This is a genomic window from Streptomyces sp. NPDC001443 (assembly GCF_053597355.1).
Window position 1 is genome coordinate 1 of record NZ_JBSFIA010000028.1, and the last position, 23924, is coordinate 23924.

Annotated in this window: 20 protein-coding genes and 1 pseudogene; 7 read left to right on the forward strand and 14 right to left on the reverse strand. The window is 71.9% G+C overall.

What is annotated here, in order from left to right; all coding sequences use genetic code 11:
* The 7 genes and pseudogenes from ACWC24_RS26270 to ACWC24_RS26300 all read right to left on the reverse strand — a co-directional run.
* Positions 1–404 (reverse strand): annotated as a pseudogene (locus ACWC24_RS26270) (glucose-6-phosphate isomerase); the annotation flags it as partial.
* A complete protein-coding gene (gene opcA / locus ACWC24_RS26275; protein ID WP_450665330.1) occupies positions 397–1332 on the reverse strand; it encodes a glucose-6-phosphate dehydrogenase assembly protein OpcA in 936 nt (311 codons plus the stop codon). The gene opcA and the pseudogene ACWC24_RS26270, both read right to left, overlap by 8 nt.
* Positions 1329–2894 (reverse strand): glucose-6-phosphate dehydrogenase, encoded by a 1566-nt coding sequence (gene zwf / locus ACWC24_RS26280; RefSeq protein WP_450665435.1) that lies wholly within the window; start codon positions 2892–2894, stop codon positions 1329–1331. The genes opcA and zwf overlap by 4 nt, the downstream gene beginning before the upstream one ends.
* Before the next feature lie 50 nt (positions 2895–2944).
* Positions 2945–4090: a transaldolase gene (tal, locus tag ACWC24_RS26285; RefSeq protein WP_450665331.1), complete on the reverse strand. Its 1146-nt coding sequence runs from the start codon at positions 4088–4090 to the stop codon at positions 2945–2947.
* A gap of 1189 nt (positions 4091–5279) precedes the next feature.
* Positions 5280–5501: a hypothetical protein gene (locus tag ACWC24_RS26290; RefSeq protein ID WP_351621766.1), complete on the reverse strand. Its 222-nt coding sequence runs from the start codon at positions 5499–5501 to the stop codon at positions 5280–5282.
* Between the two features lie 203 nt (positions 5502–5704).
* Positions 5705–7108 carry a glycoside hydrolase family 16 protein gene (locus ACWC24_RS26295; RefSeq protein WP_450665332.1) on the reverse strand — a complete coding sequence of 468 codons (1404 nt, stop codon included), beginning with the start codon at positions 7106–7108 and terminating at the stop codon, positions 5705–5707.
* 262 nt (positions 7109–7370) lie between these two features.
* Positions 7371–8615 (reverse strand): L,D-transpeptidase, encoded by a 1245-nt coding sequence (locus ACWC24_RS26300; RefSeq protein WP_450665333.1) that lies wholly within the window; start codon positions 8613–8615, stop codon positions 7371–7373.
* 153 nt (positions 8616–8768) lie between these two features.
* On the opposite strand from ACWC24_RS26300, the gene ACWC24_RS26305 reads away from it, so the two are divergent.
* Positions 8769–9809, forward strand: coding sequence for a hypothetical protein (locus tag ACWC24_RS26305; protein WP_450665334.1), 1041 nt, complete (start codon positions 8769–8771; stop codon positions 9807–9809).
* On the opposite strand, the gene ACWC24_RS26310 is transcribed toward ACWC24_RS26305, so the two are convergent.
* Both ACWC24_RS26310 and ACWC24_RS26315 read right to left on the reverse strand, forming a co-directional pair.
* Positions 9797–10579, reverse strand: coding sequence for an IclR family transcriptional regulator (locus tag ACWC24_RS26310; RefSeq protein WP_450665335.1), 783 nt, complete (start codon positions 10577–10579; stop codon positions 9797–9799). The genes ACWC24_RS26305 and ACWC24_RS26310 overlap by 13 nt on opposite strands.
* Before the next feature lie 443 nt (positions 10580–11022).
* Positions 11023–11544: a DUF4981 domain-containing protein gene (locus ACWC24_RS26315; RefSeq protein ID WP_450665336.1), complete on the reverse strand. Its 522-nt coding sequence runs from the start codon at positions 11542–11544 to the stop codon at positions 11023–11025.
* Positions 11545–11818: 274 nt separating this feature from the next.
* Here ACWC24_RS26315 and ACWC24_RS26320 point away from each other — a divergent pair, with 274 nt between their 5' ends.
* Complete coding sequence (locus tag ACWC24_RS26320; RefSeq protein ID WP_450665337.1) at positions 11819–13156, forward strand: 6-phospho-beta-glucosidase; 1338 nt, start codon at positions 11819–11821, stop codon at positions 13154–13156.
* A gap of 266 nt (positions 13157–13422) precedes the next feature.
* Here the strand turns inward: ACWC24_RS26320 and ACWC24_RS26325 are convergent, their stop codons facing one another.
* Both ACWC24_RS26325 and ACWC24_RS26330 read right to left on the reverse strand, forming a co-directional pair.
* The gene (locus tag ACWC24_RS26325) at positions 13423–15114 is read right to left on the reverse strand and encodes a carbohydrate binding domain-containing protein (protein ID WP_450665338.1); all 1692 of its coding nucleotides are present in this window, start codon (positions 15112–15114) and stop codon (positions 13423–13425) included.
* Positions 15115–15335: 221 nt separating this feature from the next.
* On the reverse strand, positions 15336–16472 hold the full coding sequence (locus tag ACWC24_RS26330; protein ID WP_450665339.1) for an ATP-grasp domain-containing protein: 1137 nt from the start codon (positions 16470–16472) through the stop codon (positions 15336–15338).
* A gap of 385 nt (positions 16473–16857) precedes the next feature.
* Here ACWC24_RS26330 and ACWC24_RS26335 point away from each other — a divergent pair, with 385 nt between their 5' ends.
* Together ACWC24_RS26335 and ACWC24_RS26340 are read left to right on the forward strand one after the other, a co-directional pair.
* Positions 16858–17718: a metallophosphoesterase family protein gene (locus ACWC24_RS26335; protein WP_450665340.1), complete on the forward strand. Its 861-nt coding sequence runs from the start codon at positions 16858–16860 to the stop codon at positions 17716–17718.
* Positions 17715–18404: a 4'-phosphopantetheinyl transferase family protein gene (locus ACWC24_RS26340; RefSeq protein WP_450665341.1), complete on the forward strand. Its 690-nt coding sequence runs from the start codon at positions 17715–17717 to the stop codon at positions 18402–18404. The genes ACWC24_RS26335 and ACWC24_RS26340 overlap by 4 nt, the downstream gene beginning before the upstream one ends.
* Positions 18405–18425: 21 nt before the next feature.
* Here the strand turns inward: ACWC24_RS26340 and ACWC24_RS26345 are convergent, their stop codons facing one another.
* Complete coding sequence (locus ACWC24_RS26345; protein ID WP_450665342.1) at positions 18426–18668, reverse strand: hypothetical protein; 243 nt, start codon at positions 18666–18668, stop codon at positions 18426–18428.
* 623 nt (positions 18669–19291) lie between these two features.
* On the opposite strand from ACWC24_RS26345, the gene ACWC24_RS26350 reads away from it, so the two are divergent.
* Positions 19292–20329, forward strand: a complete 1038-nt coding sequence (locus tag ACWC24_RS26350; protein ID WP_450665343.1) for an alpha/beta fold hydrolase — start codon at positions 19292–19294, stop codon at positions 20327–20329.
* Between the two features lie 90 nt (positions 20330–20419).
* Here ACWC24_RS26350 and ACWC24_RS26355 read toward each other — a convergent pair whose 3' ends face one another.
* The gene (locus ACWC24_RS26355; protein ID WP_450665436.1) at positions 20420–20950 is read right to left on the reverse strand and encodes a toxin-antitoxin system, toxin component; all 531 of its coding nucleotides are present in this window, start codon (positions 20948–20950) and stop codon (positions 20420–20422) included.
* Between the two features lie 32 nt (positions 20951–20982).
* Positions 20983–21639: a helix-turn-helix domain-containing protein gene (locus ACWC24_RS26360; RefSeq protein ID WP_450665344.1), complete on the reverse strand. Its 657-nt coding sequence runs from the start codon at positions 21637–21639 to the stop codon at positions 20983–20985.
* Positions 21640–21879: 240 nt separating this feature from the next.
* On the opposite strand from ACWC24_RS26360, the gene ACWC24_RS26365 reads away from it, so the two are divergent.
* Together ACWC24_RS26365 and ACWC24_RS26370 are read left to right on the forward strand one after the other, a co-directional pair.
* On the forward strand, positions 21880–22542 hold the full coding sequence (locus ACWC24_RS26365) for an MmyB family transcriptional regulator (RefSeq protein ID WP_450665345.1): 663 nt from the start codon (positions 21880–21882) through the stop codon (positions 22540–22542).
* Between the two features lie 375 nt (positions 22543–22917).
* Positions 22918–23913 carry a LacI family DNA-binding transcriptional regulator gene (locus ACWC24_RS26370; RefSeq protein WP_450665346.1) on the forward strand — a complete coding sequence of 332 codons (996 nt, stop codon included), beginning with the start codon at positions 22918–22920 and terminating at the stop codon, positions 23911–23913.
* Positions 23914–23924: the final 11 nt, after the last annotated feature.

Consider the following 23924-nt stretch of genomic DNA (forward strand, 5'->3'; position numbering starts at 1 on the left):
ATCCGGCCGGCGAAGGCGGCCATCCGGTCCAGGACGGCGTGCACACCGGGCACCACGTTCTCGCCGTCGACCTCGACCACCGCGTCCCGCGGGGCGCGCAGCGCGGTGTGCAGCACCGCCCGGTCCTCGGTGGTGTTGATCTTCTCGCCGCGGAACATCGCGTCCCGCAGCCCGAACACGTCGGTGGCGACGGCCAGTTCCTGGAGGAGGGCGAGGGTCTCGTCGGTCACGAGGTGCTTGGAGTAGTCGATCCGCAGATCGCCGACGCGCACCACGTAGCGCTCCGCGCGCTCCGGGTCGGACGCGAACAGCTCACGCAGCTGCGGGCCCTGCTGCCATCCGGCGCGGTGGTCGGCCAGCGCGGTCCACTGCGGGCGCCGGGTGAGCCTGGGGGAGTCAGACATGGGTGGGGGTCTCCTTGGTGCCTTCGCCGCGCAGCGCCACGGCGTACATCTCGTCCGCGTCGAGGCGGCGAAGCTCCTCGGCGATGAGTTCGGAGGTGGGGCGGACCTTCAGCGCCAGGGTGCGCGGGGGCTGGCCCGGCAGGGACAGCGTGGCCAGCGGGCCCTCGGGGCGGTCGATCACGATCTCGCCGCCCGCGACGCCGAGCCGCACGGCCGTGACCACCGGGCCCGCGGTGACCACGCGGTTCACCCCGACCTTCAGCCGGGCCTCCAGCCAGCGGGCGAGCAGTTCGGCGCTGGGGTTGTCGGCCTCGCTCTCCACGGTCGCCGAGGAGATCTTCGTCCGCGCCTGGTCCAGGGCCGCGGCCAGCATCGAACGCCAGGGCGTCAGCCGGGTCCAGGCGAGGTCCGTGTCGCCGGGCGCGTACGACTTCGCCCGCGCCTCCAGCGCCTTCAGGGGCTGGTCGACGGCGTACATGTCGGTGATGCGGCGCTGGGCGAGTGCGCCCAGCGGGTCCTTGGCGGGCACGTCGGGCGCGTTCACCGGCCACCACACCACGACCGGCGCGTCCGGCAGCAGCAGCGGCAGCACCACCGAGTCGGCGTGGTCGGACACCTCGCCGTAGGTGCGCAGCACGACCGTCTCGCCGGTGCCGGCGTCCGCGCCCACCCGTACCTCGGCGTCGAGGCGGGAGTTGGTGCGGTCGCGCGGGGTACGGGCGTGCCGCTTGATGACGACCAGGGTCCGCGAGGGATGCTCGTGCGAGGCCTCCTCGGCGGCCTTGATCGAGTCGTAGGCGTTCTCCTCGTCGGTGACGACCACCATGGTCAGGACCATGCCCACGGCGGGTGTGCCGATGGCGTGGCGGCCCTGCACCAACGCCTTGTTGATCTTGCTTGCCGTGGTGTCGGTCAGGTCGATCTTCATGGCCTGCGCCAGCTCCGTCCGTCTCGTGCGAGCATCTCGTCGGCTTCCTCGGGTCCCCAGCTGCCCGACGGGTACTGGGCCGGCCGGCCGTGCGCCGCCCAGTACTCCTCGATCGGGTCGAGGATCTTCCAGGACTCTTCCACTTCCTGGTGACGGGGGAACAGATTGGCGTCGCCGAGCAGCACGTCCAGGATGAGCCGCTCGTACGCCTCCGGGCTGGACTCCGTGAACGACTCGCCGTACGCGAAGTCCATCGTCACGTCCCGGATCTCCATCGAGGTACCCGGGACCTTGGAACCGAACCGCACCGTCATGCCCTCGTCGGGCTGGACCCGGATGACGATCGCGTTCTGGCCCAGTTCCTCGGTGGCGGTGGAGTCGAACGGGGAGTGCGGGGCGCGCTTGAACACCACCGCGATCTCGGTCACCCGGCGGCCCAGCCGCTTGCCGGTCCGCAGATAGAACGGCACGCCCGCCCAACGGCGGTTGTCGATCTCCAGTCTGACCGCCGCGTAGGTGTCGGTCGTCGACCCCGGGTCGATGCCCTCCTCCTGGAGATAGCCGACCACCTTCTCGCCGCCCTGCCAGCCCTGCGCGTACTGCCCCCGGACGGTGTGCGCGCCCAGGTCCTCCGGCAGCCGCACCGACTTCAGCACCTTGAGCTTCTCGGTGAGCAGCGCCTCGGCGTCGAAGGCGATGGGCTCCTCCATCGCGGTCAGCGCCATGAGCTGGATCAGGTGGTTCTGGATGACGTCACGGGCCGAGCCGATGCCGTCGTAGTAGCCCGCCCGGCCGCCGATGCCGATGTCCTCCGCCATGGTGATCTGCACATGGTCGACGTACGACCGGTTCCAGATCGGCTCGTACATCTGGTTGGGGAAACGCAGCGCCAGGATGTTCTGGACGGTCTCCTTGCCGAGGTAGTGGTCGATGCGGAACACCTGTTCCGGGTCGAACACGTCGTGCACCACCCGGTTGAGCTCCCGGGCGCTGGCCAGGTCGTGGCCGAACGGCTTCTCGATGACCGCGCGCCGCCAGGCGCCCTCCGGCGCGTTCGCCAGGCCGTGCCGCTTCAGCTGCCGGACGACCTTCGGGAAGAACTTGGGCGGTACGGAGAGGTAGAAGGCGAAGTTGCCGCCGGTGCCCCGGGAGGTGTCCAGCTCCTCGACGGCCTCCCGCAGTTGCTTGAAGGCGGTGTCGTCGTCGAAGTCGCCGGGGACGAACCGCATGCCCTCGGCGAGCTGCTGCCAGACCTCCTCGCGGAACTCCGTGCGGGAGTGCTCGCGCACCGCGTCGTGCACGACCTGCGCGAAGTCCTGGTCCTCCCAGTCGCGGCGGGCGAAGCCGACGAGCGAGAAACCCGGCGGCAGCAGACCGCGGTTGGCCAGGTCGTAGACGGCCGGCATCAGCTTCTTGCGGGACAGGTCGCCGGTGACACCGAAGATGACGAGGCCGGACGGCCCGGCGATCCGCGGGAGACGTCGATCGCGCTCGTCCCGCAGCGGGTTCACCCACTCCGACGCCGGCAGGACCGGGACGTGCAGCTCCTCCGGTGCGGGCATGACCGGGGCGGACGCCTCCTCCGGTGCCGTCCCCTGGTCGGGCGTGCTGGTCATCGCGCCTCAACTCCCTTGCCGTCCATCGACTTCGTCACGGCGTCCAGCAGGTCCTGCCAGGCCGCCCGGAACTTGGCGACGCCCTCGTCCTCCAACCGCGCCACCACCTCGTCGTAGGAGATCCCGAGTCCCTCGACGGCGGCGAGGTCGGCGCGGGCGCGGTCGTAGCCGCCGGTCACCGTGTCGCCGTGGATGTCGCCGTGATCGGCGGTGGCGTCGAGCGTGGCCTCCGGCATGGTGTTGACCGTGCCGGGGGCGACCAGTTCGTCCACGTACAGCGTGTCCTTGTACGCCGGGTCCTTCACCCCGGTGGAGGCCCACAGCGGGCGCTGGCGGTTGGCACCCTCGCCGGTGAGGGCGCCGAAGCGCTCACCGCCGAAGACCTCCTCGTACGCCTCGTAGGCGAGCCGCGCGTTGGCCAGCGCCGCCCTCCCCTTCAGCGCCAGGGCCTCGGCCGTGCCGAGTACCGTCAGCCGCTTGTCGATCTCGCTGTCGACGCGGGAGACGAAGAAGGAGGCGACCGAGTGGATCGCGGACAGGTCCAGGCCGCGCGTCCGCGCCCTCTCCAGGCCGGCGAGGTAGGCGTCCATGACCTCGCGGTAACGCTCCAGGGAGAAGATCAGCGTGACGTTGACGCTGATGCCCAGGCCGAGGACCTCGGTGATCGCCGGCAGCCCCGCCTTCGTCGCCGGGATCTTGATCATGACATTGGGGCGGTCCACCAGCCAGGCCAGCTGCCGCGCCTCGGCGACGGTGGCCCGCGTGTCGTGGGCGAGCCGGGGGTCGACCTCGATCGAGACCCGGCCGTCGCGGCCGCCGGTCGCCTCGTGCACCGGGCGCAGGACGTCGGCGGCCGCCCGCACATCCGCGGTCGTCATCATCCGTACGGCCTCGTCCGCCGGGACGCCCCGCGCCGCCAGCTCGGCGAGCTGCTCCTGGTAGCCCTCGCCGGAGCCGATGGCGGCCTGGAAGATCGAGGGGTTGGTGGTCACGCCCACCACATGCTTCTTCTCGACGAGTCCGGCGAGGTCGCCGGAGGTGATCCGACTGCGCGAGAGGTCGTCCAGCCAGATCGAGACGCCTTCGTCGGAGAGGCGCTCAAGGGCTCCCGCGGTCGCGGTCGCTTCGTTCACTGTGATCATCTTCTTTCCTGCCGTCTGATCAACCGCGCGCGGCGGCCAGGGATTCCCGGGCTTTCGCGGCGACGTTGTCGGGGTGAGGCGATGGGCGGCGCGACGAGTCCGGGTGTCGGCGCGGGCGCCGGGACGTTCGAGGGAGGCGATGCGTCCGGCGCCCTCTGGGAACCGGTACCCCGCCGGATCGATCCCGCCCTCGATTGCGACGCGGGCCCGCACGGACGGCGGAAGGACACGCTCGCGGCAGGCGTGCGACCGCTCCTCGAACCACTCGGCGCGCGGCTTCGACACCGATGGATGTCGTTCCCCTCGGCCTCCAGCGTCTCGCGGGCGGCGACACCCGGCCACACCGCGCTCGGCCCGGCGCGGGCGGTGTGCGCCGCCGGGCGTGCCCGGGGGTGGGACGCGGCGGCCTCGGCCGGTCCGCTCCGGGATCGCGGGATCGTAAGTCATCACCTTGTGAAGGATCGAGCGCCGTCTGTCACCTGACGTGTTCAATATTAAAAGTCTGACTTTTATGAGGGAAGGCGGGGTGCGTCAGCCCGTGGTGAACGTGGGGCGACGGTGGTAGGCGGAGGGAGCGCGGGTACCACGAAACGCCCTGACCATGCGGAGTCGGAGCTGTCGAAGCCGGCGCGCAGAATGCGCCGGCCTTCGCCGGGGTGCGCACGCCGGAGGGTTCGACCGCGATCCGGGTGCGTGCTCGGGCGCGGCCGGCCGGGGCAGGTCCCGGTCGCGGCCGTCCGTGTGTTGTCGCCCGGTGGCCCAGGGCCTGTCGTCGGCGACCGACGACAACGCCGCTGGAGGTCCCCCTCTGGGGGAGGGCGCGCCGGACCCCGCGTCTGCGGCATGGTCCGCCGGACAGGCCCTAGGCCGCCCTGGAGCGGGATGCGCGCTGAGCGCGCGGGGTGCGGTCGGTGCGCCGCGAGGAGCGTGGGGTCCTGGCGGGGGCTTGTGTCTCCTCGGGCGGGAAGGCCTCGGGGAATGCCTCGGCCGCTCCGAAATCCGGGGCCTGGAAGGGGTCCGTCGCCGGCGGCGGCAGTGCTTCGGCGGAGCGGCGGGGCTGCCCTTCCAGGGCCGAGAACAGCGAGGTCAGGTCGATGAGAGATCTCCGTTCGGTGCGGGCCGCTGAGCCGGCCCGGTGTGTCGCGACAGGCGCCGTCCGCCTCTTCGGGCAGACGTTGCCCGGGCGACGCTAGAGCTTGGTCATCTTGGCGTACGGGCTCAGGATCCGCATCTGCGCGGAGCCGAAGTCCACAAGTGCCGCGATGCCGTCCTCGATGCCGATCACCCGGCCGAGTCCGTATATGTCGTGCGTGACCTTGTCGCCCACGGCGAAATGCTTCGGCGGCGGGGGGACCGGGGCCTTGAAGGGGCTGGTGGGCAAACGACGCTTCGGTGCAGCAGGCTTTGTCATTGCCCCCAGTATGCGCCTTCGCGGCGTTCCTCCGCTGCGGCCGCCCGATTCGTTGCCGAACCGACCCCGAACGGAATCGTCGTCGGGGGAGGGGGGTGTTCCGGATCGGGCGCCCCGGGGGGCCGCACGCCGACGGCGCCGGGCCCGGGACCCGGCGGTGCGGGTCCGCTCGCCCGGCGCCGCCGGCGGTCGGTCGGGGAACCTCAGTGCCCGAAGTCGAACCAGTTGACGTTCACGAAGTCGGCGGGCTGGCCGCTGGTGAAGGTCAGGTACACGTCGTGGGTGCCGGTGATCGAGCTGATGTTCGCCGGGACCGTCCGCCAGGACTGCCAGCCGCCCGTGTTGGCCAGTGCGAAGCTGCCGACGGGCGTGCTGGTGCGGCTGTCCAGGCGTACCTCGACCAGGCCGCTGACGCCGGAGGCGGCACCGCTGGCGACCCGGGCGTTGAACTGGGTGGCCGCCGTCGAACCGAAGTTGACGCCCTTGTACAGCGCCCAGTCGCCGTTGGCGAGCGAACCGATGTCCTGGCCGCCGCCGGTGTCGGTCGTGGTCTCGGCGACGACACCGGACTGGCTGTCGTAGGACTCGGCCTGAACGGCGCTGTAGGCGTCACGGTTGCCGGTGGGCGGAGGCGTGGTACCGCTCCCACTGCCCGTCGACTGGAGTACCTGCACATAGTCCACGACCATCGGGTGGCCGGGCTGGGTGTCGTTGTCGAGCCCGCCGCCGAACGCGTCGGGGAAGCCGCCGCCCATCGCCACGTTCAGGATGACGAAATAGCCGTGGTTGGTGGCGTTGGCCCACGTCGTCGCGTCGACCTGACTGGCCGTGACGGTGTGGTAGTTGACGCCGTCGACGTAGAAGCGGATCGCCTCGGGGCTCACCGAGCGGTCCCACTCCATGGTGTAGGTGTGGAAGCCGGACTGACAGGTCGTGCCGGGACAGGCGACGGAGTTGCCGATACCGGTGGTCTCGTTGCACGGGCCGCCCGGGTTGGTGCCGCAGTGCATCGTGGCCCAGACCTTGTTCAGGCCCTGGACGTTCTCCATGATGTCCAGCTCGCCGACGGACGGCCAGTTCTGGTAGTTGCCCCGGTAGGGCGAGCCGAGCGCCCAGAACGCGGGCCAGTAGCCCTCGGCCGCGGTACCGGTGACGTTGGGCATCTGGATGCGGGCCTCGACGCGCAGCTTGCCGCCGGCCGGGGGCTGGAAGTCGGTCCGCGTGGTCTCGATGCGGCCCGAGGTCCAGCGTCCGGCGGAGTCGCGCAGCGGGGTGATGCGCAGATTGCCGCTGCCGTCGAGCGAGACGTTGCTGGTGCTCGACGTCATCGTCTCGACCTCGCCGGTGCCCCAGTTGGCGGCGCCGCCGGGGTACGAAGTGCCGGTGTCGTACTGCCAGTTGGAGGTGTTGACGCCGGTTCCCGCGGTGCCGTTGAAGTCGTCGAGGAAGACCTGGGTCCAGCCCGACGGGGCGCCGGGCGCGGAGGCGTTGGCGGGCAGGGTGGCGGCGGTGGCGGCCATCGCCGCCAGGCCGAGGGTGCCGAGGACGGCGACGAGGGCGCGCCGGACGGGGCGCCGCCTCCCGGGCATGCCGGAGGTTTGGCTCATGGGGGGCCTCTCGGTACGGAGTGGGGTGCGCGGGTGTTGGAGCGCGGGGAGAGCGCCCAGGGTTCTTGAGAGCGCTCTCAAAGTGCGGCCAATGTGCTCCCTGGCACGTCCGTCGTCAAGAGGTGAAACCGAGAAATTCCTTACGCCGCAGGTGAGTTAACCCTATGAATGTATGAATGTGCCGTGACAGTACGGCAGTTGAGCGCCACGACATCGCCATGTCGACGCACGCGACCGCGGGCCGCCCCGCCGGGTACCGGCGTCAGAGCGCGCTCCCGGCCCTCCAGTCCGCCCAGGACAGGTTCCAGCCGTTGAGACCGTTGGCCGGGTCGACGGTCCTCTCGCCGGAGTTCTTCACGATCACGACATCGCCGAGCATCGAGCTCTCGTAGAACTTGTATCCCGCGACGGCGGGATCGCTCGCGCCCTTGGCGTCGTGCAGGCCGACGCAGCCGTGGCTGGTGTTCTGACTTCCGAACACCGAGGTGGAGGCCCAGTAGTTGCCGTGGATGAAGGTGCCGGACGTGGTCAGACGCTGGGCGTGCGGGACGTCCGCGATGTCGTACTCGTCGCCGAGGCCGACCGTCGAGGACTCCATGCGGGTCTGCCGGAACCGCTCGCTGATCACCATGATCCCGGACCAGGTGGTGTGCTCCGCGCTGCCCCCGGAGACGGGATAGGTGGCGTGGACCGATCCGTCCCGCTTCACCGTCATCCGCTTGGTGGCGAGGTCGACCGTGGTGATCTGCTCGCGGCCGATGTGGAAGACGACGTCCTTCGACTGGACGCCGTAGACGCCGTCCCCGCCCTCGACGTCCTTGAGCCGCAGACTGAGCGTGATCTTCGTGCCGGGCGTCCAGTACGTCTCGGGCCGGAAGTCGAGCCGGGTGTCGCTGAACCAGTGGCCGACCACCTCGACGGCGGGTTCGGCGGTCACCGTGACGGCCTTCTCCACGGCGGCCCGGTCCGCGACCGCGTGGGTGAACGTCAAGGACACGGGCATGCCGACGCCGGAGGTGGAGCCCGCCTCGGGCGTGTAGTAGCCGACGAACGTCTCGCCCGGCGACTTCGTGGTGAAGGTCGCGCTCTGCGCGGCGGCGCCCGCCACCTGCGCCGAGACCGTGTACTTGGTGCCCGAGTACGGGTTCCGCGTCGAGGTCCACCGGGTCTTCGCGTCGTCGAGCGAACCCTCCAGGGTGGAGCCGTCGTTGCCGGTGACCGTCACGGAGGTGAAGGTGCCGTCGGTCACGGTGACCTCGACGGGGCTGGTGAACGAGGCCCTCCTGGTGCCGTCGGCGGGCGTGACGGAGACGGCCGGCTGCTTCGTCGCGGCGGCCTTCACGGTCGCGGCCGCCGTTGTCGTCGCCCCCTGCGAGGCGTCCGCCGCAGCGCTGCTGCACCCGGTCAGCGCGGCGCCCGACACCGCGCCGAGGGCCCCGAGGACCCCGCGCCGGGTCCACCCCCGCGGCAACTGCCCGGACCGGTTCGATATGTGCGAGACGCCCACGATTGGCCTTCCTGAGATGTCCACGTATGCGCGTGCATCCTGCGACCGCCACCTGGGTACGGCCTTTGAATCCCCGCCCGGGACCTGAGATTTCGGTGAGGATGTGCACTCGCTAACCTGTCGTGAGCACGCCCGGACCACGACAGGGGAATCATGAGTCTGCGCCGTAACCGTCTGCTGCCCGTCTGCGCCGCCCTCTGCGCCTTCGCCCTCGGTGCCTGCTCGGGCTCGGACGGGGCCGCCGACTCGTCCGGTGACAAGGACGGCGGCGACACCGGCGGGGTGATCGCGCTCGCGGACGCGAAGGCTGTCCTGCGGACCTACACCGAGGTCAACAACGCGGCCAACACCACCCAGGACGGCGAGAAGACCGCCACCGTGGAGAGCGGCGCGCTGCTGTCGCAGAGCAAGGCGGCCTTCCACCAGTACCCGGCCTGGACGAAGAAGGAGCAGACGAAGTCCGAGACGCCCTTCTCCTACCCGGTCGAGGGCGCCCGCTTCTACATCCCGCCCAAGGGGGCGGCCGACTTCTTCCTGGTGGACACCCGGATCACCGGCGAGGGCATCGCCGAGGACCACCGTCGGCTGGTGGCCTTCAAGCAGGTCGTCGACGACAAGGCCAAGACCGGCAAGGCCTGGAAGGCGGTCGCCGTGGGCGAGATCACCGACGCGCTGCCGGCCGTCGCCGAGGACGGAGACGGGTTCGCCACCCCGGTCGCGACGGCCGACAAGGTGGGGTCGGTGAAGGCCGGCGACCTGGTCGCGCTGTCCCAGGACTTCTATGTGACCGGCGGCAGGAAGGCCGCCGCCACCTTCGCCGAGACCGACTCCGTCAAGGCCTGGAAGAAGGCCTACACCAACCGCGCGTCCTTCGACGACCACTGCGTCGAAGGCGAGTACGAGGCGGAGGCCGGCGGCGCCGACACGGCGTACGGCGTGCGGACGAAGGACGGCGGCGCGCTGGTCCTCTACGACTTCGGCTACCGCTACAGGAACTGGGGCAAGGCCGAGTGCGGCGGCAACGACCTGCACCTCGACGACCTGCCCGTGGTCTCCAAGATCTACCTCGGCGGCCGGACCACGGTCCTGACCCTCACCCGCATCGACTCGGTGATGGCCATGGCCGTGGTCCCGCCCTCGGGCAGGAAGGTCCGCGTCACCGGGTACCGGGAGCAGCTCACCTACGCCCAGTGACCGCCGTGGGCCCCGGCCGCCGGGGCCGGGCGCCAGCCCAGTGCCCGTGAGATGCCGCGCGCCGCGAGGCGCACGGCCGGTATCAACTCCGGCACCTGGCAATGGGCGTGGGGCACGACGACCGAGACGGCGGCGACCACCGCGCCGTCCGGCCCGCGTATCGCCGCCGCCACCGACAGCGCGTCGTCGGTGACCTGACGGCTGCTCACCGCCGCCCCGGTCCGCCGGACTTCGGCCAGCTCACGGCGCAGGCGAGCCGGATCCGTGAGGGTGTGGGGCGTGAAGGACGCCAACGGTCCCGCGCAGTAGGCCTCCTGGAACTCCGGTTCACCGTGGGCCAGCAGCGCGAGTCCGACACCGGTGGCGTGCAGCGGCCAGCGCGCGCCGATCCGGATGTGCACGCCGACCGAGGAGCGACCGGAGAGCCACTCGATGTAGACGACGTCCGTCCCGTCCCGCACGGCCAGTTGCACGTTCTCGTGGGTCGCCTCGTACAGGTCCTCCAGGTACGGCAGCGCGACCTGGCGCAGCGCGAGCCCACGCGGGGCGAGGGCGGCGACCTCCCAGAGCCTGAGCCCGATGTGGTACGCGCCCGTCCCGTCGCGCTCCAGCGCCCCCCACTCGGTGAGCGCCCCCACCAGCCGGTGGGCCGTGGTCAGCGTCAGTCCGGCCCGTCGGCCGATGTCGGTGAGGGACAGCGCGGGGTGTTCGTGGTCGAACGCGGCGAGCACCGCCAGCAGACGGTCGGGTGCGGAGCGGGCGCCGGTCACGGCCGGCCGTCCCCGCACGGCCGGGGCCGGTGGGGCCGACGGCCCGGATCGGGGTGCAGCGTACGCATCCGGGGCTCCTGCGCGTGGACGGGAACAGGGCGAGCGGCCCAGCGTACGACGTCCGCGAAGACCGGCGGGACGGGGCGGGACCCGCCGCCCGTCGTGAGCGGGTCGGTACGGCCGTGCGACGGCGTTCGTGCGGGATCCGGTGGCGCCTGGGGCCTGTCCGACGATTCGCGTCGTCGCCCGGAGGGCGGCCCGGCGGTGTCATGGGGGTCCCTCCCCGCTCGAGCGAAGCCGAGAGCTCGGGGGGGAGCGTGCTCTCGGTGTGCCGGCCCCAGGCCCGCGTACTGGACGTACTCGGGTCCGGGGCCGGTGCGGCGAGTGGGGGTTCCCCCCCCCTTGGGGGAGCGTGCATGGCTTCGCCGGGCAGACGCGAATGGTCAGACAGGCCCCAGCGGCGCGACGGCCCGGGGGAAGCCGGGTCTGTCGGCCCCGGCCCGCGCGGTTCCGCCCGGCTCATGGGCAGGACGCGCACCCGCGGGTGCTCCGCGGCGAGGCCGTCCCGCTGCGGGGAGCAGCCGCAGCCGGGGGGCGCACACCTCGGTGCCGCGGGACGCCCACGGCAGGTCCTCGGCCGTGGTCACGCGCAGCGTCAGCCAGACCTCGCCACCGTCGCGCGGCAGCGCGAACGGCAACGGCACGGCGGCCGTCTCGCCCGGCCGCAGCGCGGGAAGCGGGGCCGGTCCGGTCAGGGTCCGGCCGTCCGCCGCGGTCAGCTCCCAGGTGCCCGCCAGCCACGTGAGGTCCCGGGTGCGTTGTCGGTTGCCGACGACGACGCCCTCGTGCCGGAACGATCCGAACCACACCGGGGCGGGCATCTCCCGCGCCGGCACCACGACTTCCCCGGGCCCGGACGGCGGCCCCGGGTCCGGTGTGCGGTGGGCAGGTCTTCCGTCGCTCACGCGTCGCACCCTTCCGCGGCCCCGGGACTCCGGGATGAACCGGCTCTGAAGACGCGGGGTGGCCCCGATGGCGGCTCAGTGGCCGCGGACCGGGAGGCCGGGGGAGCCCGTCGGGCTCCCTGCCGCCGCCCGCGCCGTCGCTCGCCGCCCCCGCACGGTCAGGGTGGCGTGCGGGGGCGGCCCGGGACGGCGGTTAGCGTTCACGTCGTGGCACCCGGGTCCTCGCGGCGGGGGCCGGTGCGCGGGTGGTCCGGACAGGAAGGGCGGAAGCAGCGTGAAGCTGACGATTCTGGGCGGCGGCGGATTCCGTGTGCCGCTGGTGTACGGGGCGCTGCTCGGCGACCGGGCCGAGGGCCGGGTCACCCGGGTCGTGCTGCACGACCTGGACCCCGGACGGCTGACCGCCGTCACCCGGGTGCTGGCCGAGCAGGCCGCCGGGGTGCCGGACGCGCCCGAGGTGACCGCCGCGACCGATCTCGACGAGGCCCTGCGGGGCGCCGACTTCGTGTTCTCCGCGATTCGCGTCGGCGGTCTCCGGGGCCGCGCGGACGACGAACGGGTGGCGCTCGCGCAGGGTGTCCTCGGCCAGGAGACGGTCGGCGCGGGCGGGATCGCGTACGGCCTGCGCACGGTGCCCGTCGCCGTCGACATCGCCCGCCGGGTGGCCCGACTGGCCCCGGACGCCTGGGTCATCAACTTCACGAACCCCGCGGGCCTGGTCACCGAGGCCATGTCCCGCCTGCTCGGCGACCGGGTCATCGGCATCTGCGACTCCCCGGTCGGCCTCGGCCGCCGTATCGCCCGGGTGCTCGGCGCGGACCCGCGCGAGGCCTGGATCGACTACGTCGGCCTCAACCACCTGGGCTGGGTACGCGGTCTGCGCGTCGACGGGCGCGACGAACTTCCGCGACTGCTCGCCGACCCCGGCCTGCTCGGCTCGTTCGAGGAGGGCAGGCTCTTCGGCGCCGACTGGCTGCGCTCCCTGGGGGCGATCCCCAACGAGTACCTGCACTACTACTACTTCAACCGGGAGGCCGTACACGCCTACCGGCAGGCGGAGAAGACCCGCGGCGCCTTCCTGCTCGACCAACAGGCCCAGTTCTATGAACAGGCCGCGCGCGAGGACGTGTCGGCGCTGGCGGCCTGGGACCGTACCCGCGCCGAGCGCGAGGCCACGTACATGGCGGAGAACCGGGAGTCGGCCGGGGCGGGTGAGCGCGAGGAGGACGATCTGTCCGGCGGGTACGAGAAGGTGGCGCTGGCCCTGATGAGGGCCGTCGCGCGCGACGAGCGCACCACGCTGATCCTCAACGTCCGCAACCAGGGCACCCTGCACGCGCTGGACGCCGACGCCGTCATCGAGGTGCCGTGTCTGGTCGACGCCAACGGCGCCCACCCCGTGGCCGTCGCCCCGCTGCCCGAGCACGCCACCGGTCTGGTCTGCGCGGTGAAGGGGGTCGAACGCCAGGTGCTGGCGGCGGCCGGGTCCGGCTCCCGCGCGACGGCGGTGAAGGCCTTCGCGCTGCACCCGCTCGTCGACTCCGTGAACGTGGCCCGCAGGCTGATGGAGGACTATGCCGGGGTGCATCCGGGCCTGGCGTACTTGAGGTAGCGGGGACCGTCCTGCCGGACCGTCCCCTTCGGGTCGGCCGGTCGCTCCCCGTGACAGCGGCCGACCGACCCGAGCCCCCGTTCCCCCGTGGGACCCCCGTGCTCCCCCGAGCCTTCGGGTTTCCCTGTGTTCCCCCGTGTTCCCCGTGTCCTTCACTATGGAGAGCCCGCTGCCCGTTGCCTGATACACCTTGAGCGGAAAAAAGTTCCCCCCGGTTCGAAGCACCGGGGGGAACTCTCCTGTGGGGGCGGTTCGCAGGAGTCCGCTCAGCCGGTGAAACCGGCCGTGATGGACGTGAACTGCCAGTTGTTCTGGCTGATTCCGGAGCAGTTGCTGACCACGCCGCCACCCGCGCACGGCCGGTCGCGGTTGACCGCCCAGTAGGCGAGGCGGGCGATGTGGTGGGAGTTGGCCCAGTCCCGGATCGACGTCCAGATCGCCGGGGTGGTGTTCTCCTGCTGGTCGGACAGGCCGTTCATGCCGGAGATGCCGATGTGGGAGTAGGCGGTGGCGTCGTCCCACCCGAAGGTGGACTTCAGCTTGGCCTTGAGTCCCTCGGTGGCGTTGACGGTGTTGCCGTACATGTCGGAGCCGCCGCCGAAGTCGAACGGCATGATGGTGAAGACGTCGATGTCGGCGCCGAGCGAGTTCGCCTGCTCGATCAGCCGGTTGCCGTAGTACGTCGGGCCGGTGGTCGAGGTGCCGAAGGTGACGATCGTCCTCAGACCGGGGTTGTTCGCCTTGACGGTCTTCAGCGCGGTGAGGATCTTCGCCTGGACGGCCTCGTTCTCGAACTCGTCCGTGTTCTCGATGTCCATGTCGATCGCCTTGAGGGAGTAGGCGTCGATCACCTTCTGCAAAGCCCCGGCGAGCGCGCTCGCGGAGGAGCAGTTGGCACCGAGCTTGCTGCCCTGCCAGCCGCCGAAGGAGGGGACGACGTCACCGCCCGCGGAGCGGATCTGGTTGATGACGGTCTGGTCGGTGCCACCGGTCAGCGGACGGCTGCTGTCCCAGGCGGGGTTGCAGCCGCCGGAGTCCAGCATGAACGCCATCGTGAACCACTTGATCCCGGTCGAGCTCATCACCGAGGTCGCGCTCGGCGGGTCGCCCCAGCCGAGGTAGAGGTACGGGGCGGCCTGCTTGAAGCCGGTGCCGCCGCCGCTGCCCGCGCTGGTGGTGACGGTCACCGCGTTGGAGGCCGCCGAGGTGTTCCCGGCCGCGTCCCGCGCCTTGACGGTGAACGTGTAGGCGGTGCTGGCGGCCAGCCCGCCGACCGTGGCGGACGTGCCGGAGACGCTCAGCACCTTGTTGGAGCCGCTGTACACGTCGTACGCCGTGACACCGGTGTTGTCCGTCGAGGCGCCCCAGGACAGCGAGACGCTGGAGGAGGTCTTGCCGGTGGAGGTCAGGCCCGTCGGCGCGGTCGGCGCCTGGGTGTCACCGCCCCCGCCCCCGCCGCCCGGTCCGTCCAGGCTGATGTCGTCGGCGTAGTAGGTGCCCTGCGCGTACCAGCCGTGCACATAGATCTTGGCACTCGTCTGGGAGGCACCGGTGGTGAAGGACACCGTCAGCTGGCTGTACGCCGACGGGGACGTCGTCCAGGTGGAGGCACCGCCGTCGACGCCGAGGTAGACGTAGCTGCCGCGCACCCAGCCGCTGAGCGTGTAGGCGGTGTTCGGCTGGACGGAGACGGTCTGGACGCACTGGGCGTTGTCGCTCGAACTCGGCGCCCCCGCAAGGGCTTTGGAGCCGCCGTGCACGGGGGAGGAGACGACGGAGCCGAGGTTGCCGGTGCAGGACCAGGGGGAGAGGCTGCCCGTTTCGAAGCCGGGGTTCGTCAGGACGTTGGCGGCCTGGGCGGTGCCGGGCAGGGCGACGGCCCCGGCGACCGCGAGTGCCGCGGTGCCGAGCAGCGCGAGCAGGCGCCGTCTGGAACGTACGAGGAATGAGGTGCGCACACGATCTCCCTGAAGGAATGGGGGTGTTCGGGAGTGCACATAAGTGCGGGGACGTGCAGTGCGGTGCAGTGCGGTGCAGTGCGGTGCAGTGCGGTGCGCAACCAAGTTGGTATGGACCAATCATGGTGTCAAGGTGCTGCGTCATGATTGGTCCAGACCGGTATCAAGTTATGGGCGAAGAAAGCCTGTTGGCGCCCGTCGGCGCCCGTGCGGTCGACCGGTTAGACCTGCTCGACCGGCTGGGCCAGGACGACCGGCTGGGCCGGGGCGATCGCCTGCGTGGGGACGGCCGGGAGCAGCGGCTCGGTCTCCTCCAGGCGCTGCTGCGGCAGCGTCACCGGCCGCAGCTGGCGCGGGCCCGAGACCACCGTGTAGTCCTGCCCCAGGAACGGCGGCACGACGTCGCCCGGGTCCTCGCCGAGCGCCAGCTGGACGGCCGCCCAGGGCGCGTTGATCCCGCACAGGGAGAGCTGGTGCAGCCCGCCGGCGGGGCGCGTGTTGACGTCCATGAGGACCGGCTGGTCGCCGAACATCCGGAACTGGATGTTGGACAGGTGGTGCAGCCCGAAGCCCTCGGCGATCCGCCGGGCCGGCTCCAGCCACTGCTCGTGCAGGGTGAAGCCCCGGCGGCGGCCGTTCTTGGTGCGGCCCACGGCCATCCGGACGCGGTTGTCGGTGCCGGTGAGGCAGTCGACCGAGACCTCCGGCTGCTCCAGACGCGGCATCACCAGCCAGTCGACCGGCTCGTCGGCCCGCCGCAGCGCGTCCTCGACCAGGTCGAGCGGCACGTACGGGCTGGGGAACCCGCTCAGCTGTACGAGCGAGAACGGTGTCCGGGTGACGACCCGGAAGCCGACCCCGCCCGCGCCGGACGCCGGCTTGAAGCACGCCTTGTGTCCGGCCTCCTCCAGCTCCTCGACAGCGGACACGAGTTCGTCCGCCGTACGCACCCGCCACCACGGCGGCACCGGCACGCCGATGGCCTGGACCGCCTCGTAGGCGACCACCTTGTCCTCGAAGACGGCGACGGCCTCGGGGGTCGGCGCGAGCAGCGCCGTACCGACCGCCTCGAAGTCGGCGCGGTGCGCCACGACGGCCGCCTGGTGCAGCCGGGGCACGAACACGTCGATGCCGCGGCGCTGGCACTGGTCCAGGGCGTACTCGACGTACGCGGCCGGGGACAGGCCCTCCGGTTCGAGGTCGGCGGTGTCGGCCGCGGCCAGCACGGGTGAGTCCGCGTCGCCGTGCGTCGCATGGATCTCGACCGCCCGATCGCTGGGATTTCGCCGCAGCTGATCCATGAAGAACACGTTCTCCGCGTACGTGCGGTTGAGCCAGACGCGTACGCGAGAGGGCATGCAGGCCGCCTTTCAGGGCATTTCGGGCAGGGCGGAGCGGCCCGTGCCCGGGAAAGGAGATTGGAGGGACACCAAACCGCCCTGTTCGAAGGGGAGGTCGTAGCGGAGGTGTTGGGGCGATCATACGGCTTGGCGAGGCCCTCGCGTGCAACGCGCGTGTTACGGATTTTCCGATCATGCGGATGCGGGCGGCGCGATCCGGTATCCCCTTGCCGCTCCCGGCTTTCCGGCCCTCTCGCCTCCGCCCTTCCGGCCCTCTCGCCTCCGCCCTTCCGGCCGTCGCGGGCCGCTCTTGCCACCCCCGGGCGGATGTGATCTCGTGGAGCGGTCGATTGGATGCGGCCGCCGCCGCGGGCGCGGACGTGGGGCGACAGGGAGGCGAGAGGTGACGTCGACGGTCGGCGGTACCGGACGACTGCTGGCCATCAGCGACCTGCACATCGGATATGCCGAGAACCGTGCCCTGGTCGAGGCCATGCGCCCCGAGTCGGAAGCCGACTGGCTCCTCGTGGCCGGTGACGTCTCGGAGACCGTCTCCGACATCCGCTGGGCGCTGAAGACCCTCGTCGGCCGCTTCGAGAAGGTCGTCTGGGCGCCGGGCAACCACGAGTTGTGGACCCATCCCAAGGACTCCGTCACGCTGCGCGGGGTCGCCCGCTACGAGCACCTCGTCGAGATGTGCCGCGACCTGGGCGTGCTCACTCCCGAGGACCCCTACCCCGTCTGGGAAGGCCCCGGTGGCCCCGTCGTCGTCGCACCCCTGTTCCTGCTGTACGACTACTCCTTCCTGCCCGCCGGCTGCACCACCAAGGAGGAGGGGCTGGCGTACGCGCACGGCACCGGCATCGTCTGCAACGACGAGTTCCTGCTGCACCCCGACCCCTATCCGAGCCGGGAGGCGTGGTGCCGGGCCCGGGTCGCCGAGACCGCGCGCAGACTCGAGGAGATCCCGCCGGACCTGCCCACGGTCCTCGTCAACCACTATCCGCTGGACCGGCACCCCACGGACGTCCTGTGGCACCCCGAGTTCGCCATGTGGTGCGGTACCGGGCTGACCGCCGACTGGCACCGCCGTTTCCGCGTGGAGACCATGGTCTACGGCCACCTGCACATCCCGCGGACCACCCGGCACGAGGGCGTCCGCTTCGAGGAGGTCTCCGTGGGATACCCGCGCGAGTGGCGCAAGCGCCCGCAGCCGCCGGGACGGCTGCGCCGCATCCTGCCTGAGGAGGACGGGACCGCGTGATCGAGGAACTGCTGCCGAGGTCGGTGGTCGTCGTGGAGGCGTACGCCGACGACCGCCCGGACGGGTCCGAGGAGGCCGCGCTGTACCCCGAGGAGGCGGCGGTCGTGGCACAGGCCGTCGCCAAGCGGCGCCGCGAGTTCGCCGCCGTACGCTCCTGCGCCCGCCGTGCGATGGACAGGCTCGGGGTGCCGCCGCAGCCGGTGCTGCCCGGTGAGCGCGGAGCGCCGCGGTGGCCGGCCGGGCTGACGGGCAGCATGACGCACTGCGACGGCTACTGCGCCGCCGCCCTGGTCCGGGCCGACGACCTGGCCTCACTCGGGATCGACGCCGAGCCGCACCAGCCGCTGCCGGACGGCGTCCTGCCCGTGGTGTCGCTGCCCGTGGAGGCCGAGCGCCTGCGCCGGCTGACCGCGGACCGCCCCGACATCCACTGGGACCGGCTCCTGTTCAGCGCCAAGGAGTCCGTCTACAAGGCGTGGTTCCCCCTCACCGGACAGTGGCTGGAGTTCACCGAGGCCGACATCGACCTCGCTGTCGAGCCGGGCGAGCGGCCGCACGGCACGCTGCGCGCCGAACTCCTCGTCCCCGGACCCGTGGTGGACGGCCGGCGCGTGCGGTTCTTCGAGGGCCGGTGGACCGTCGACAAGGGGATCGTGGCCACGGCCGTGGCGGTACCGCACGCCTGAGCGCTTCGAACGGTGGGGCGGTCATGGCCGTGGGGACCAGGACCAGGTGTGCAGCAGCCGGAAGAACTCCTCCTCGTTGCCCGCGAGTCCCGCCGCGTCCAGGGCCCGCTCGGCCTCCGCGAGCACGCCGGGCGGCACCACGGCGGGCCGCCCGCCCGACGGCCCGGCACCCGTGTCGTCGAAGGCCGCCCGCACGGTGTGCAGCAGCCGCAGATAGGCCTGTACGGCGGTACGCTCGCGGTCGGTCGGTACGGCAGTGCGCATCGGTCGGCTCTCCCCGTGTCGGCTTCGTCTCTCCCGCGCCCCCGAGGCGCGTGCGCCCGCCCGAGCAGCGGCGCCCCACCAGCTTGCCGCCCACCACTGACAATCCGGCCGCTGCCGGGCCGTGACCCCACCCCTTGCGGACCGCCGGGCCCACTCTGTCGGGCTCTTGCCCACCTCGTCCGGCTCATCCGGCTCATCCGGCTCGTACCGGCTCATCCGGCTCATCCGGCTCGTACCGGCTCGTCCGGCTCGTCCGGACCGTCGTCCCCGGCCGTATCGGGGCCGGGTTTAGAGCTCCGGACAGAAGTGGGGCCCTGCGGGCGGCGCCCGGCACGCGCTCCCCCAGAGAGGGGACCCCAGCCGCGTTGCCGAAAGGCCCTGGTAGCTCCGCTACAAGGACCTTCCGGCGCCTTGTGATCGCACGCACCGGACACCGCCCGCTGATCGGACCCCACTTCTGTCCGGAGCTCTTAGCGGCGGGGAAACCTCCCCGAAATGCCAGGACGATCGACCGCCCTACGCTGGGATGAAGGGCCCGGGAGGGCCTGGCCGCGGTGGACCGGGGGTTTCCGGCGGAGCGGCCCGCCAGCGGTGGGCCGCCGGGAGAACGAGGAGGTGGGCGTATGGCCGAAGCGTCCCGGCCGCGTTCGGCGGGCACCGCACGACTGCGCTCGGTGGGTGCCACGGAGCTGGAGTTGCAGTACCGGGTGGTCCATGGTTACCGGCGGGCCTTCCGCATGGCCGGCGAGGGACCCGCGCTGGTCCTCGTCCACGGCATCGGCGACTCCTCCGCCACCTGGGCCGGGCTGATCCCCGACCTCGCCCGCACCCACACTGTGCTCGCCCCCGACCTGCTCGGTCACGGCGCCTCCGACAAGCCGCGCGCCGACTACTCGGTCGCCGCCTACGCCAACGGCGTACGCGATCTGCTGACCACCCTCGGCATCGAGTCGGCCACCCTGGTCGGCCACTCGTTCGGCGGGGGAGTGGCGATGCAGTTCGCCTACCAGTTCCCCGAGCGCACCGAGCGGCTCATCCTGGTCAGCGCCGGCGGGGTGGGCCGCGAGGTCAACCCCCTGCTGCGACTGGTCTCGCTGCCCGGCGCCGATCTGATGCTCTCCACGCTGCGGCTGCCCGGGATGCGCCTGAACCTGGGGCTCGCGCTCCGTGTGATGAAGCTGCTCGACATCGACCTGGCCCAGGACGCCCCCGACCTGCTCACCGTGGTGGACAGCCTGCCCGACGACACCGCGCGCAACGCCTTCATCCGCACCCTGCGCGCGGTCGTCGACTGGCGCGGCCAGGTGGTGACCATGCTCGACCGCTGCTATCTGACCGAGGGCATGCCGACGATGCTGCTGTGGGGCGACCGGGACAGCGTGGTGCCGGTCCGGCACGCCCACGGCGCCCACCGGGCGATGCCGGGCAGCCGGTTGGAGGTCTTCGAGGGCGCCGGCCACTTCCCGTTCCACGCCGACCCGGCGCGCTTCCTCGCGCTGGTCGAGGACTTCACCCGGACGACCACCCCGGCGCACTGGAGCCGGGAGCGCTGGCGGGAACTGCTGGTCGAGGGACGGCCCGTCCCGCACCCGGACGGACCCGAGGCCGCCCACGCGACGGCCCGCAACCTGCGCGAGGCGAGCGAGCGCAGTGCGACCTGAGGGAGCGCAGCGCCGCCTGAGATGGCGCGGCGCGACCTGAGGAAGCTCGGCACGAGCCGATCCGAGCGGGCCGTTCGGCACCGGGCCGGTTCAGCCCTGGGGTCCCAGATACCCGAGCGACGCCTCGATCCGGCCGGCCAGATGGTCCCGCGGCACCGGCCCGCGCAGTGCCGAACCAGCCAGCCAGGTACGGCACTTGCTGGCGAGCAGCAGGCCGAAGGCCTCGGCGTCCCGCTCCTCGGCCTGGTCGAAGCGAGTGCGCGCGGCGACCTTGCGGACGACCGCCTGGAGGTCGACGCCGTCGCCGAGCAGCCGCGCCGCGACCACCGTGCCGTCGACGTGATGGCCGTGGTGGCCGGCCTGCATGTGCCACAGCTCGTGGCCCAGGATCACCAACTGGTGGTCGGGGGCGGTGCGTTCCTCGACGACCACGAGGTCCTGGTCGGCCATGTCCACCCACAGCCCGCTCGCCGTCCCGGCCGGGAAGGCGGCCGTACGGAAACGCACCGGACGACCGCGCCGTCTGCTCATCGCCTCGCAGAGCGCGGAGTAGAGGTCGGCGGGCGCCAACGGCGCGCTGGGCGACAGCTCCGCGACCAGTTCGCCGCACAGCCGGCGCATGTCCCTCGCGATGCCCACAGTTCTCCCCCGGATCACGACTCGGGCCGCTTGACGCTCTCCAGGAGCATGTCCAGCCATTCGGCGACCTTGTCGCGGTGCTGGTCGGAGGGCAGTTGAGCGGCCCGCCAGGCGATGCCGCGGACGCCGTGGTCCTGCAACAGCCGTTCCAGCGGGTCCTCGGCGGCGGCCGCGGCCTTCCGCTCCCGGTCGGCGAGCTGCTGCAGGAGGTCCTGCTCGGTGTGCTGGAGCGCGCCCGTGAGGGCCTCGGGGTCCTCGGCCGTGAGGAAGCCCGCGTGCACGCGGAAGAAGCGCTGAAGGGCGTCGCAGTGCTCCATCGTGGGGCGCCGGTCGCCGTTGATGAGGGCGCCCGCCTGCTGACGTGACATGCCCGCGCCGTCGGCTATCTCCTGCTGGGTGTATCTGCGGCCGTTGGGCTTGAGCCGGGTGCGGCGCAGCAGGTCCAGGCGTTGCAGGAAACGCGCCTGCACATCCGGCTCGCCCGCGGGCCGGCCGCTCAGCAGCGCCTTGACCACGACCTCGGGAACGCCGGAGGCCACCGAGAGGCGGCCGGTGTGGAAGACCTCCGCGGGCGCCACGCCGAGGCGGTCGGCGAGCGCGGTGACACGGGCGACGACGGCCGGCAGCACAGACGTCGCCGCGGCGTCCGGAACCTCGAAGCCATCCGCCACCGACAGATCTCCTACGTCTCTCACAGACCCTTCACGGGTTTCGCGCCCCTCCCGGCCGTCGCCGTGAACTGCCCGGAGATTAGCCGGTCGCTCGAACTCACATCCAGGTCTCGCCACAACTGTGGCCAATTTCAGCCGTCAACGAGCATGAAATGCCACGATAGTTGACACGCCTCGCGTCGGGGCAGCAGGATCGGGACGCCGCGTGAAGGCCGCAGAGGCAAGAGGGGTGACCTCCCGATGGCGTATCAGGCAGGAGGGCAGCGGTCGGCACCGCGGCCCGTCCCCGAGAGTCCCGAGGCGCGGGCGTACCTCCAGGACTACGCCGTGCTTCTGGAGTCGACGCCCTTTCCCTCCTTCGTCGTCGACCACGCCTGGGACGTGGTGCTGGCCAACACCGCTTTCGAGTCACTTTTCGACGAGGTCGGCCCGCATCCGACGGCGATGCCGGGCGACAACTTCCTCCGGTTCGTGCTGTTCCATCCGGACGCGGGTACGGTCCTCGGCGACCACGAGTCGAGCTGGTGCCTGCCGATGCTGGCGCACTTCGACGCCGCGGTGCAGCGGCACGGCCATGACCTCGCGCTCCAGGCGATCCGCTGGGACATCGCCCAGGACCCGATCATGGACGCCGCCTACCGGCAGGGCCTGCCGCACTGGATCCGCGCGGTGGGCGAGGGCGCGCTCGAGCACGACGGCGCGGTCCGTCCGCTGCTGCACCCCGACCCCCGCTGGGGTGCCACCGACTGCCGCATCGTCTGCGAGACCCCCAAGAGCCTCCACGGCATGGGTTACAGCCGCCTGACCATGGTCCTGAGGGAGAGCCGTCGCACCGCCGCGGCACCAGGGCGGGCCCGTCGCGCCGCGGCCCATCTCACCGTGGTGCCGTCCCCCGAGTTCTGACCGGGCACCGCCGGCGTTCAGGTCGCCGACGGCGCTTCGGTCAGTGAGCTTCCCGCGCGCCCGCGGACCGCGCGACGCCGGTGCGGACCGCGGGCCCGCCCGGGCCGCGCCGGCCTCGGCAGGGTCCCTGCGCGAGCGCCGCGCGGGCGCCGCGCCGGACCCCTGCGCGGGAGCGCCGTACGGGACCCTGCGCGAGCACCGTGCAGACGCCTGTGCGAGCGTCGTGCGCAAGAGCCCCGCGTGCGACCCCGGGCGACCCGCGCGCCGGCCACCTCTCATGGGCTTGCGACCCGCAGTCCCCGCGACGACCGGCGATCTCCAAGGCGGGCGCACATTACGCAAGCGACTTGCATGACTTGCGCTATTCTTGCGCTCATGACGCGACGACTTGCTGAAGTGGCGAAGAAGGTCGGGGTCAGCGAGGCCACGGTCAGCCGGGTGCTCAACGGCAAGCCCGGGGTGTCCGAGCCCACCCGGCAGGCCGTGCTGTCCGCCCTGGACGTGCTCGGCTACGAGCGGCCCACCCAGCTGCGCGGGGAGCGCGCCCGGCTCGTCGGCCTCGTGCTGCCCGAGCTGCAGAACCCGATCTTCCCGGCGTTCGCGGAGGTGATCGGCGGCGCGCTGGCCCAGCTCGGTCTGACGCCCGTGCTGTGCACCCAGACCAAGGGCGGGGTCTCCGAGGCCGACTACGTCACGCTGCTGCTGCAACAGCAGGTCTCCGGCGTGGTCTTCGCCGGCGGTCTGTACGCGCAGGCCGACGCGCCCCACGACCACTACCGGCTGCTCGCCGACCGCAACATCCCGGTGGTGCTGGTCAACGCGGCCATCGAGCACCTCGGCTTCCCGGGCGTCTCCTGCGACGACGCCGTGGCCGTCGAGCAGGCCTGGCGGCACCTGGCCTCGCTGGGGCACGAGCGGATCGGGCTGGTGCTGGGGCCGCGGGACCACATCCCCTCGGCCCGCAAGCTGGCCGCCGCCCGCGCGCTCGGCGACCTGCCCGACGAGCATGTCGCGCGCGCCATGTTCTCCCTGGAGGGCGGCCAGGCCGCCGCGACCAGGCTGATCGAGCGCGGGGTGACCGGCATCGTCTGCGCCAGCGACCCCCTCGCGCTCGGCGCGGTGCGGGCCGCGCGCCGCAAGGGACTGCATGTCCCCTCGCAGATCTCCGTGGTCGGCTACGACGACTCGGCCTTCATGAACTGCACCGAGCCGCCCCTGACCACCGTCCGGCAGCCCATCGAGGCGATGGGCCGGGCGGCGGTGGAGCTGCTGAACACGCAGATCGGCGGCGGCTCCGTACCGGCCGAGGAGCTGCTGTTCGAGCCGGAGCTGGTGGTACGGGGGTCGACCGCGCAAGCACCCCGGGGCTGAGATCGAGAAGA

Excerpts from the sequence above, each read along its gene's own strand:
- opcA (WP_450665330.1), bottom strand. The coding sequence starts at position 1,332 with ATGAAGATCGACCTGACCGACACCACGGCAAGCAAGATCAACAAGGCG.
- zwf (WP_450665435.1), bottom strand. The coding sequence starts at position 2,894 with ATGCCCGCACCGGAGGAGCTGCACGTCCCGGTCCTGCCGGCGTCGGAG.
- tal (WP_450665331.1), bottom strand. The coding sequence starts at position 4,090 with ATGATCACAGTGAACGAAGCGACCGCGACCGCGGGAGCCCTTGAGCGC.
- ACWC24_RS26290 (WP_351621766.1), bottom strand. The coding sequence starts at position 5,501 with ATGACAAAGCCTGCTGCACCGAAGCGTCGTTTGCCCACCAGCCCCTTC.
- ACWC24_RS26295 (WP_450665332.1), bottom strand. The coding sequence starts at position 7,108 with ATGAGCCAAACCTCCGGCATGCCCGGGAGGCGGCGCCCCGTCCGGCGC.
- ACWC24_RS26305 (WP_450665334.1), top strand. The coding sequence starts at position 8,769 with ATGAGTCTGCGCCGTAACCGTCTGCTGCCCGTCTGCGCCGCCCTCTGC.
- ACWC24_RS26330 (WP_450665339.1), bottom strand. The coding sequence starts at position 16,472 with ATGCCCTCTCGCGTACGCGTCTGGCTCAACCGCACGTACGCGGAGAAC.
- ACWC24_RS26345 (WP_450665342.1), bottom strand. The coding sequence starts at position 18,668 with ATGCGCACTGCCGTACCGACCGACCGCGAGCGTACCGCCGTACAGGCC.
- ACWC24_RS26350 (WP_450665343.1), top strand. The coding sequence starts at position 19,292 with ATGGCCGAAGCGTCCCGGCCGCGTTCGGCGGGCACCGCACGACTGCGC.
- ACWC24_RS26355 (WP_450665436.1), bottom strand. The coding sequence starts at position 20,950 with ATGCGCCGGCTGTGCGGCGAACTGGTCGCGGAGCTGTCGCCCAGCGCG.
- ACWC24_RS26365 (WP_450665345.1), top strand. The coding sequence starts at position 21,880 with ATGGCGTATCAGGCAGGAGGGCAGCGGTCGGCACCGCGGCCCGTCCCC.
- ACWC24_RS26370 (WP_450665346.1), top strand. The coding sequence starts at position 22,918 with ATGACGCGACGACTTGCTGAAGTGGCGAAGAAGGTCGGGGTCAGCGAG.